Annotated in this window: 9 protein-coding genes; 8 read left to right on the forward strand and 1 reads right to left on the reverse strand. The window is 31.1% G+C overall.

All coding sequences use genetic code 11. From position 1 onward, the window contains the following. Positions 1 to 173 precede the first annotated feature (173 nt). The 3 genes from LJ207_RS11775 (at position 174) to LJ207_RS11785 (ending at position 1157) form a co-directional block, all read left to right on the forward strand. A complete protein-coding gene (locus LJ207_RS11775) occupies positions 174 to 620 on the forward strand; it encodes a GGDEF domain-containing protein (protein ID WP_229346697.1) in 447 nt (148 codons plus the stop codon). A gap of 10 nt (positions 621 to 630) precedes the next feature. Continuing rightward, a complete protein-coding gene (locus LJ207_RS11780) occupies positions 631 to 795 on the forward strand; it encodes an HD-GYP domain-containing protein (RefSeq protein ID WP_229346698.1) in 165 nt (54 codons plus the stop codon). Between the two features lie 104 nt (positions 796 to 899). After that, positions 900 to 1157, forward strand: a complete 258-nt coding sequence (locus LJ207_RS11785) for a hypothetical protein (RefSeq protein ID WP_229346699.1) — start codon at positions 900 to 902, stop codon at positions 1155 to 1157. Positions 1158 to 1225: 68 nt separating this feature from the next. Here LJ207_RS11785 and LJ207_RS11790 read toward each other — a convergent pair whose 3' ends face one another. Further along, positions 1226 to 1990, reverse strand: a complete 765-nt coding sequence (locus LJ207_RS11790) for a hypothetical protein (protein WP_229346700.1) — start codon at positions 1988 to 1990, stop codon at positions 1226 to 1228. Positions 1991 to 2235: 245 nt separating this feature from the next. On the opposite strand from LJ207_RS11790, the gene LJ207_RS11795 reads away from it, so the two are divergent. From LJ207_RS11795 to LJ207_RS11815, 5 genes are all read left to right on the forward strand, one after another. Then, entirely contained in the window at positions 2236 to 5256 is a 3021-nt protein-coding gene (locus tag LJ207_RS11795) for a diguanylate cyclase (protein WP_229346701.1), read from the forward strand. 238 nt (positions 5257 to 5494) lie between these two features. After that, entirely contained in the window at positions 5495 to 5794 is a 300-nt protein-coding gene (locus LJ207_RS11800; protein ID WP_229346702.1) for a P-II family nitrogen regulator, read from the forward strand. A 339-nt stretch (positions 5795 to 6133) separates the two neighbouring features. After that, a complete protein-coding gene (locus tag LJ207_RS11805; protein WP_229346703.1) occupies positions 6134 to 7252 on the forward strand; it encodes a metallophosphoesterase family protein in 1119 nt (372 codons plus the stop codon). Beyond that, the gene (locus LJ207_RS11810; protein ID WP_229346704.1) at positions 7242 to 9680 is read left to right on the forward strand and encodes an AAA family ATPase; all 2439 of its coding nucleotides are present in this window, start codon (positions 7242 to 7244) and stop codon (positions 9678 to 9680) included. Before LJ207_RS11805 ends, LJ207_RS11810 begins: the two co-directional genes overlap by 11 nt. A 217-nt stretch (positions 9681 to 9897) precedes the next feature. Then, on the forward strand, positions 9898 to 10407 hold the full coding sequence (locus LJ207_RS11815) for a hypothetical protein (protein WP_229346705.1): 510 nt from the start codon (positions 9898 to 9900) through the stop codon (positions 10405 to 10407). Positions 10408 to 11012: the final 605 nt, after the last annotated feature.

The raw sequence follows: 11012 nt of genomic DNA on the forward strand, positions 1-11012 counted from the left end.
TTAGATTACCTAACACCTGTTGAATATAGATATTTAATGTTCGATAAAAAATTGTTGTAAAAAGGGTTGACAATCCACTAGAACTTGCTGAAATTCTTATTGCAAATACGAACGCAGCTTTAGATAGACTATATTATCAAAATGAATTAAAATATAAATCTTATCATGATGGCTTGACCAACTTATATAATCGGAGGTTTTTTGAAGAAGAGATGGAAAGACTGGATGTAGAACGGCAGCTCCCGATAAGTATTATTATGGCTGATCTCAACGGTCTGAAGTTAATCAACGACAACTATGGACATGAAAAAGGGGATGAAGTATTAATAAAAACAGCTGAAATCTTAAAAAAATCTTTAAGAGAGGAAGATATTGTTGCTCGTTTGGGTGGAGATGAATTTGCAATTTTAATGCCTAAAACCAACAAAGAGCAGGCAGATAGAATAATAAAGCGAATTAAAGATAAAATAGATCAAATAACCGCTAAGAAAGCTCTGCCGATTTCACTTGCTTTAGGAACAGCCACGAAGGAAAAAGCGGTTGAAAATATATATGAAGTCTTAAGAAAAGCAGACAACAAGATGTATCAAGACAAATTGTCAAAAAATAAAAAGAGATGATATTCCATATTTGGCCCGCATAATAGCTATTGTGGATGCTTATGATGTCATGATAAATGAGAGATCATATAGTAAGGCTATCTCCAATGAAGAAGTGCTGGCAGAAATAGAAAGATGTGCAGGCAGTCAATTTGACCCCGAATTAGCTAAGATTTTTATTAAAATGATGAGCTAATTTCTTTAATAATTTTAATCAAATACTGTTTAGATATAAAATTAGCTATGCTATAATAAAAATACAACTAGATGAAGGGTCTATCCTTCTGGGGGGTGGTATTTGTGACCTTAGATGGTTTAGACTGTACTGAATTGTCTAAAGAGGATCTGATCACCGAAACTGAGAACAGGATACTTTATGGTCTGATTTTCGCCGAGAAAATGCCGCTGAATTTGCTGGCCCAAAAATTGGATGTTAGCCCTAAAGAACTTCATGAATGGTGCTGTGAAGGCAAAATACCTAGAGCAGAAGTTAGAGAAAAATTAGCAGATTATTTTGAGCTGCCAGAACAAATTTTGTTTTGGGAAGCAAAGCATTGAATTTAACCGAGTAGGGTAAACATTTCAAAATGGTTACCCTACTCAATTTTTTTAATTAAATTTAATTTTTACTTTTGAGGCATATCCACATTAAATTCTATATTAATCCTTTCATTTAATTCTTCAAAAGCTTTTGCATTTAATTCCTCTGCTTTTTCAGACCTATAATCATTCCAATTTTCTTCCTTGTATTCTTCTAATGTCAAGTTTTTAATCCACTCAATATCCTCAGCAAATTCTTCTTTTTCTTCTTCGCTTAATTCTGCAATTTCTTCTTTATTTCTTTCGATAAATATTTCCATCTCTTCTTCAATTTCATCATCCATTTCTCCAGCTTCTAACTTTTCTTCAGCTTTATCTTTAAAATATTCTTCGATTAAATCAATAATAGCCATCATCTCTGCATCCTGAATCAAAAGTTCAGGTGTTGAATCAATTTCATCAAAGCCAGCTAGTCTTTCTGCAATTTCTTCAATAGGTGGCTCACTATCATCAAAATGCCCTAATGGATAAGTATCTGTCATTTGAGAAGTGATCATTGTTTCCATAGCTCTCATGCTGTCATATACATCATCATCACTTAACTCCAAATCTTTTTCATCAATCAATTCCAGACCCATTTGACGATTAACAAAGCCCTGTATTACAGCTGTTTTGGCTTCATCTTCAGACATGAAATCAATTCTTTCGTTAATCTCATCTTCTAACTCATTGAAAGTTAAAACCGATTCATTTACTCTTACAGCAATTTCTTCTTCTGCCAAGACATTTGCGCTGAAAAGTAGAGAAAAGAGCAAAAAAATGCCAATAAAAATAATTGAAAACTTCTTCATGATTAACCTCCTAATTTTTAATAAATTTATTAAAAACTATACTTTTGAAGAAGCCAAGCCAGCTGTCTTATAATACTAATTAACGGAATAAAACCATATTCCTTCAAATTTCATGAGGTTTTTAGCTTAAAATAGATATCAAATTCACCTGTAGCTAAGTTTTTATTAAAAGGTAAAATAATACTTTTGGTGAAGTATAATAATAGAAATAATATTAACTAATTATCTCTAAGGAAGTGAAAATTATGATCAGCAAAGGAAAGATCCTTATTATAAATGATAATAAAAAAATATTAGATAATTTAACTAAAACTCTAGCAGAGCAAGGTTTTCAGGCTTTAGCTGCAGCTACTGCTGAAGAGGGATTAGATATTCTTTCTCAAAGAGAAATCGATTTAATATTACTGGATATTGTTATGCCGGGAATAAATGGTTTTGAGTTATGCAAAAAAATAAAAGCAAAAAGCAGTACTAAAGATATTCCCATTATTTTTATCACTTTCTTAGACGGGACGAGAGAAAAAATTAAGGCTTTTAAGCTAGGTGCTGTAGACTATATTACTAAACCACTTATTACAGAAGAACTTTTGGCAAGAGTAAGAGTTCATGTAAATATTAAAGCTGAAAAAGAAGAACTCAAGCTAAATAATGGAAAACAGCAGCTTTTATTAGAGAATATAGATACCCATATTTGGTATTTAAAAGATGTTGATACTTATGGTCAAGTTAATCAAGCCCATGCTGATTTTTTCTGTCTTGACAAAAGCGAAATTGCACATAAAAATATTAGAGATCTTTATTCAGAAGCAGAGGCTAAAATTTGTATAGATGGCAATAAAAAAGTATTTGAGCAGAAAAAGAAAATAGAGACAGAAGAAGTTATCAATAATTGTGAGGGAGAAGATAGAATTTTTTCTGTCATAAAAACTCCCAAGCTGAACAAAGAAGGTAATGTAGAGTATGCAGTCTGTACAGCCGTAGATATTACAGAAAAAAGGAAGGCAGAAAAGAAGCTTAAAGAAGTTAAAGAGCAGTTGAGAAAACTGGTAGAAGGAGCCCCTGGGATGAGCTATCAATATCAGCTATTACCTGATGGGACTCCAACATTCCCCTATTTATCGGAGGGAATCTATCAGCTTTTTGAGCTGGAAGCAGAATTTGTTAAAAATGATCCCGAAAAAATTTTTAAAAGAGTTGATCCTAGAGATATAGATAGAATTCACAACTCGCTTGCTAAATCAGCTAAAAATTTAACAGTTTGGAAAGAAGAATACAGGGTTAATTTGCCTGAGCAGGGTATGATATGGTTGGAAGCAAAAGCGAGACCGGAAAAACTTTCTGATGGTAGTACTCTCTGGCATGGGAATACTCATGATATTACTGCAAGGAAAAATCAAGAAATGAAAATTAAAGAGCAAAGGGATAGATTGAACTGGATTATAGAAGGTACTAATTCGGGAACCTGGGAATGGAATGTACAAACAGGGGAAACAAAATTCAATCAAAAATATGCAGAAATGCTTGGCTATACACTTGAGGAATTTAAAGCGAATAACATAGAAATCTCAAAAAAATTAACCCATCCAGCTGATTTAAAAAAATGTAAAAAAGAATTAAAAAAACATTTTACTGGTAAAACTGATTCATATAGTGTGGAAACAAGAATGAAACATAAATCAGGCGACTGGCTTTGGATACTGAGCAAGGGTAAAGTTACCGCCTGGGATTCTGAGGGTAAAGCTCAAAAAATGTTTGGTATCAATATCGATATCTCAGAACAGAAAAGGCATGAACGAATTATAAAAGAACTTAACAAGGTAGCAATTGAGCTTCAAGACTTTAAAGATGAAAAAGAGATCTGCCAAAAAATAATTGAAACTGCCAGAGAGATTTTAAATTTTGATATATGTCATATTAGTTTGGCCAGGCAAAACCACTTTGAGATAGCTGTAGCTTCCGATAAATTAAAGATAAGGACAGTTCCTTTAGATCATGGTGTTATGGGTATAGCATTTCAGAGCAATGAGAGCTTTCTAACTAAAGATACAGAAAAAGATCCAGAAGCAAAACCAACAGAAGAAAATTATAAATCAGGTATTACGATTCCAATGCAAGATATAGGTATTTTTCAAGCTATTTCTGCTCAAAAAGATGATTTTAATCAAAGGGATTTAGAACTTGCCGAAATCCTGGTTGTAAATACTAAAGCAGCCTTAGAAAAATTATTTTATCAAAAAGAACTGGAATTTAAATCTTTCAATGACAGCTTAACTGATCTCTACAACCGCAGATTTTTTGAAGAAGAGTTAAAAAGACTGGATACTAAAAGACAGCTGCCAATAAGCATCATAATGGCTGATGTAAATGGCTTAAAGCTGATCAATGATAGTTATGGCCATCAAAAAGGAGATGAATTACTGATAAAAACAGCTGAAATTCTAAAAGAAGTATTAAGAGAAGAAGATATAATAGCACGAATGGGTGGAGATGAATTTGTTGTCTTAATACCTAAAACTCCTAAAAAACAATTAAACAGAATAATAGAAAGAATTAAAGAAAAATTAGAGCTTATCAATAATAAAGAAAAATTACCGTTATCTGTTTCTTTTGGTTCAGCCACCAAAGAAAAAGAAGCTGAAGATATTAATCAAATTTTAAAAAAAGCAGATGACGATATGTATCAAAATAAGTTGCTGGAAAGCCGGAGCAGTAAAAGCAATATTGTTAAAGGCATATTAAATAGTCTAAGTGCTAAAAGTAATGAGACCAAAGAACATGCAGAAAGAATGAAAAATTTAGCGCTTGAATTTGCTAATAAATTAAAATTATCTAATTCTGAGCTTAATAGGCTCTCATTATTGGCTGTAATGCATGATATAGGGAAAACAACAATTTCTGAAGAAATATTAACAAAAGCAGCTAAGTTGGATGAAAAAGAATGGGAAATAGTAAAAAAACATTCAGAAACAGGTTATAAAATTGCTTTTGCCTCTGAAGAATTTGCTTTAATTGCAGAAGAGATATACAGCCACCATGAACACTGGGATGGGAATGGTTATCCTAGGGCTATAAAAGGTGAAGAAATACCATATTTGGCCCGTATAATCTCAATTATAGATGCCTATGATGTAATGACAAATGAGAGAACCTACACCAAGGCTATTTCTAAAGAAGCAGCTCTGGCAGAAATAGAAAGATGTGCTGGCGGTCAGTTTGATCCAGAACTGGTTGAAAAATTCGTTGAAATGATGAAAGTTTGTTTTTGAACTTAAAGCAGCTGCAGGCAGTCAATTTGATCCTAATTTAGTTAAGAAATTTCTGGAGTTTATAAAATAAATAATTACTTTAAGATCTCTATTTTGCTTTTATATTAAGGCTATTTATATCCGTGTACACAAGGATATAAATAGCCTTAACTATTTCTAAAGATAAATATTTGCTTTATAATTAAATTAGATTAAATATTAAGAAAATTTAAAAAAGCAACTGAAGGGGGTTCTTAAAATGAAAAAGATTGAAGCATTAATTCGTCCTGAAAAGTTAAATAAATTAACTGAAAAACTAAAAGCTATGGGACTTAAAGAATTAAATACAGTAGAATTTGCTAGTTATAATTTGGAGAAAGACAAAAGGGTGGTTAAAACAAAGATTGAGTTTGTGATTAATTATTCTGAAGCAGATAAATTTATAGATGCGATTAAAAACACAGTTTATACTGGAGAAAGTGGAGATGGTAAAATATTTGTATCTGATGTTGAAGTTTCTGTAAAAATAAGCACAGGAAAAGAAGTAAAAGCATTATAATTATCAATCCCCCTCTAGGGCGAAAGCTCTAGAGGTTTTTTTATTCAGGTGTCAGAAGACAAAGGTGTTCAAACTTATAATGGCTCTCAATTTAGAAATTAAGTAAAATATACATCAGTTCGCGACATTATGCTGTCATAGTCTTTTGCTATAATTAATATTAAGAGAACTATTTATTATAATGTGAAAACATTATTAAAGGAAAAACCATATATTTCTAGAATTATATACTTAGGAATTAAAATATTTAGATCAGCAAAAATATAGCTAAATTAGCTTTTCTTTTTTTATTGATCTTGAGAGTAGTGAGTAAATATTTAAGATAAAGGAGCCATAATTATGCCATTAAAAATCTTTCATACCGGAGATATTCACTTAGGGATGCAGTTTAGTAGTTACCCTCCCTCTGTTGGAGTAAAGCTAAAAGAAGCCCGAATCGAAGTATTGTCAAGGATAGTTGAGTTAGCAAATGAAGAAGACTGTGATTTGATTGTTGTCGCTGGAGATTTATTTAATAATAATAAAGTTGAGCGAAAATTGATATCAAAAGCTGTAAATATTTTTGATCGTTTCAAAGGTAAAGCAGTCTTATTTTTGCCTGGTAATCATGACTATGATATTGGCCAGGATAATGTTTGGCGAACTTTTGAAAGAAAGGCCACAAAAAGAATGGTATTATTAAATGAATTTAGAACATATGATTTAAGTGAGCACGGTCTTGATCTAACAGTATATCCTGCTCCCTGTGATTCAAGACATTCAGCCAGTAACAATCTTGACTGGATTAAAAACTTTAATGATGAAGCTAAAAATAATTTTTCGATTGGAATTGCCCATGGAGCATTAGAGGGTATTTCACCAGATCTAACTGATCAATACTTTAAAATGAGCAGAGCCGAATTACTGGCCATAGAGATGGATTTATGGTTATTAGGGCACAGTCATATTCAATATCCTGAAGAAGATAAAGCTGTTAATAAGAAGATTTTTAATAGTGGGACTCCAGAGCCGGATGGTTTAGACTGTAATCATGAAGGTTTTGCCTGGATAATTAATTTAGATGCTGATAAGCATATTTCAGCTAAAAAAGTAAAGACTGGAAAATTTAGATTTTTTGATCTAAAGAAAAATATAAATAACAAGAAAGATCTCAAAGCTCTTAAAAAAGATTTGCTTGCTGATAGACCACAAAATAAGGTGGTTCGTTTGAATTTAAGTGGTGGGATTGAAGAGTCAGTCTATAATGATAAAAATAACCTCTATAATGACTTAAAGCTTGAGCTGGCCTATCTTGCTATTGAAGATGAAAACTTATATATTAAGCTGAATCATGATCAAATCGAAGCTAAATTTACAAAAGGGTCTTTTCCCTATCAATTTTTGCAGAGGCTGGAAGATGATGAAAAATCACTTCACTTAGCTTATGAATTGATTAAGGAGGTGCAGAATGAAACTTAAGAACTTTAATACCCAGATATTTGCCGGACTCAGTGATCAGGAAGTTTCATTTGCCCCTGGTTTGAATATCCTATTAGGTCCTAATGAAGCTGGTAAGAGTAGCATTATTAATGCTATATTTGCCACCCTGTTTAGTGATCCTAAAATCAAAAGAAATACTACTAAAGATAAAGAATTTAATCAGAAGTTCCTTCCCTATCCAGATGGAGACTATATTCACGGCAGCTTAATTATTGAAGATAATGCTAAGAGCTATAGAATAGAGAAGAAGTGGAGCAGAAATAACCCCTCAGTATTACTTGAAAAGCCAAATGGGAATTTAATCGATAGTCCAGAAAAAATTGATAATATTTTAAATGAAATTTTGCTTTATGGGGAAAGCACCTATGATAATATTGTCTTTGCAAAACAGAGTGAGGTTAAAGCAGCTGTTAAAAAGATAGCTGAAGAATCTGAGCTAAAGAGTACCGTAACTGATTTTTTGCGGAAAGCAGTTATGGAGATGGATGGAATAGTAACCGATGAAATCAAAGAAAAAATCGAGGCCGAAAAAGATAAGCTTTTATCTAAATGGGATCTAGATAAACATCAACCAGAAAATCCTGATAGAGATGTCAATCACCCCTATATAAAGGCAAGGGGTAAGATCTATGATGCCTATATAGAAAAGGAAAGTATCAAAGCAAGGATCAGAAAGGCAGAAAATAGTGAAAAAGAACTGCATAAGATAAACGGGGAAATAGAAAGCTTAGAAGCTGAGTTGAAAGCAGTTGTTAAAAAATTAACTGAATTAAGTGCAATAGAAGCTGATATTAATAAAAGAAGTGAGATTGAGCCAGATTTAAAAAGAAAGCAGGAAAAATTAAGTGAATTAAATAAAATAAAAAAAGAATGGCCAGAGTTATTAAAAAAGAATAAAGAGCATAAGAAAAAATTAAAAGAATATAAGCAAGCACTAGAAAAATTAAAAGAAGAAAAAGCTGCCTATGATAAATTTAAGCTTAAAGAAGAGCTGGAAGAAAAGCTTAGCAAGGTCAAAGAGCTAAATCAAAAAATAGAAAAGATAAGTAGTGAAAAAGAAAAATATGCCGAAGTAAATGAAGAAATAGCCGAAGAACTTGTAAAGCTGGAAAATAAAATTTCTAATATTGATGCTCAGCTATTAGCAGGCAAACTAAAAGCTAAAATAAATAAAGCCTCTTCTGCTCTAAAGATTGTTAAAGGTATTAATGCGGAAGAAGAGATTGAAGCCGGCAGCGAAATTGAAGCTGATGGTTATATTAGAGTTCACAACAATGATATCGATCTAGAAATAAGTTCTGCCGAGATCGATTTTGAACAATTGCAGGAGGAACATCAATCTTTTAGAGAAAAATATAATAAAATGATAAATGAATTAGAAAAGTTAGAGATAAGCAATTCTAAAGAAGCTAGAGAAAAACTTAAAACTAAAAATGATCTATTGAGAGATAGCAAAGAAGCTCAAAAAGAAAAAGCTAAAATATTAGCAGATAAGACTCACAAAGAATTAAAAGAAGAACATGAGAATATAGAAGTTGATTCAAGCAGCAGAGAAATAGAAGTGATTAGAGCAGAAATCGAGCAGTTAAAAGATAATAAGATCAGTGATTTAAAAATTGAGATAAAAACCAAAGAGAATAAAATAGAAGAATGGCAGGAAGAATATAACAGTCTGGAAGAGCTAAAGGATAAAATAAAAACTTTAAAAACTAATAGCAATAATTTGCAAAAAGAGCTTCGGAAACTTGCTGAATTACCGGAAGAATTTAATTCAAATAAAGAATTCAGAGAAAAAATAAGAGCGTTAAGAGAAAGCAAAGAAGATAAAACAGAAGCTAAAAACAATAAAAACTATGAATTAATTGAAATTCAGGATACAATGCCTGATGAATCTTTAGAAGAGCTCGAAGAAATTTATGAGAACAAAAAAAGAAAATTTAATGGCTTAGAAGGTCGAGCCAGCCGCCTGTTAAAAGTAGAAGAGGCTTTTTCTCAAACATTAAAAGAAATGGATGAGAAGTCATTTGAGCCCTTAATAAATTCTTTCAACAGCTATTTAAATATCTTAACAGCTGGTAATTATCAGACCAGTAAGATTAATGAGAGCTTTGATATTGAAATAATTAAAGAAGATGCTAATAACAAACTTCCAGTAAATATTAATCTCTTATCTTTTGGGACCTATGATAGTGTGGCCCTTGCTTTAAGATTTGCTTTATATGAAAACCTCTTTCAAGATAAGCCGGGCTTTATTATCTTAGATGATTGTTTGGTTAACTTAGACCCAGAAAGAACTGAAAAAGCAATTGATTTAATTAAAAGCTTCAAAGACAAATATCAGATTATCTTTAGTACTTGTAATCCAGATACTGCTGATAGATTAGGTGGGAATATAATAGAGTTGTAGGGAGGAAAGAGTAAGGAAAGGGTTTATAATAATCTAAAATTGACCCACCATAATAATTTAAAATTGACCCGTTTAAATAGATAATATAAACGGTCCATAATAAAAACCAATAAAGAAGGATTAAAAGAGGATGAATTTTATGATTGATTGAGTGAAAATTACTTTTTTAAAAACATTTAGATTTGACAGTACGTATAGATTTAAAGGAGGGGAAAATATGAAAAAGAAAATTATTATAATCAGTATTTTTATTCTTTGTTTTAGTTTTATTTTAAATGGTTGTAGTGGTGGAGGCTCTAATTCTGTTGATAAAGAACAAGTGAGAACTGAGGTGGGTAATTTTATAAATAACATGGCAACCTCCGAAGAGTCACCTGAAGCTGAAATAGATAAAATCCAGGAAAACATTTCTTCAGAAGCTCATATTTCTGTAATTGAAAATGGTAATATTACTTATTTAACAAAAGAAGAATATATTGATTTAACTGCTACATTTTATTCTGATGGTTATAAAGTGATATCTTATAGCTTAGATAATATGTTAATTACCGTTAATAGCTCAACCAAAGCTACAGCTAATTTTAGATTTTCTCAAACTATTGCAAATCCAGATAATGAAATATATACAGAAGAATTAGTAAAGACTGTAGTAGAAAAACAAGCAGGTAATTGGATTATTATTGAGTATGTTTCAACAATAAAAGAATATCAAGAGTATTTATTGTAAATCTGAAGATGATTTTGATATAGATGACATTGTTGAAAATTATGATGGGAAAACTGGCAAAGTTCATGATATTGAGGATGATATATTAATAGTTATAACGGATTCTAATTTTGTTGAGAAATGGAAAATCAAAGATGTAGAGTTGATTAGACCTAGTTGATTGTAAAATATATTATTTTGGGATTGAGATAATTTGCCCAATAATTAAGCTGTGTTAATTTTTAACACAGCTTAATTTTTTACTTATTATACTTTTTATCAAAATATACATAAGTTCGTGACAATATGATGTCATAGTGTTTTGATATAATTAATAAAAAGACTAAACTCATCACAATTAATCACTTTAATTTGGATTTGGAAGGATTTTATAGATTATTGTAGAATCATAATAAGTAGGAATATATATAATTTGTTAATAATAGGAATTGTTACAAAGTATATATAATACTTAAGATAAAAATTCCAGAACTATACTAAAGAAAATTGGGGTGATTACTATATAGCCCCCTAACAGAATTGGAGAACAAGTTTGAAAGTGATATACTCTAATTACAAGGGGGAAACACCAATGGCAAACAGAAAATATTCCGATGAAACTAAAG

The organism is Halanaerobium polyolivorans (assembly GCF_020711195.1).
GTDB classification, from domain to species: Bacteria; Bacillota; Halanaerobiia; order Halanaerobiales; family Halanaerobiaceae; genus Halanaerobium; species Halanaerobium polyolivorans.

Coding starts and splice junctions, on each gene's coding strand:
- LJ207_RS11790 (WP_229346700.1), bottom strand. CDS start 1,990: ATGAAGAAGTTTTCAATTATTTTTATTGGCATTTTTTTGCTCTTTTCT.
- LJ207_RS11795 (WP_229346701.1), top strand. CDS start 2,236: ATGATCAGCAAAGGAAAGATCCTTATTATAAATGATAATAAAAAAATA.
- LJ207_RS11800 (WP_229346702.1), top strand. CDS start 5,495: ATGAAAAAGATTGAAGCATTAATTCGTCCTGAAAAGTTAAATAAATTA.
- LJ207_RS11805 (WP_229346703.1), top strand. CDS start 6,134: ATGCCATTAAAAATCTTTCATACCGGAGATATTCACTTAGGGATGCAG.
- LJ207_RS11810 (WP_229346704.1), top strand. CDS start 7,242: ATGAAACTTAAGAACTTTAATACCCAGATATTTGCCGGACTCAGTGAT.
- LJ207_RS11815 (WP_229346705.1), top strand. CDS start 9,898: ATGAAAAAGAAAATTATTATAATCAGTATTTTTATTCTTTGTTTTAGT.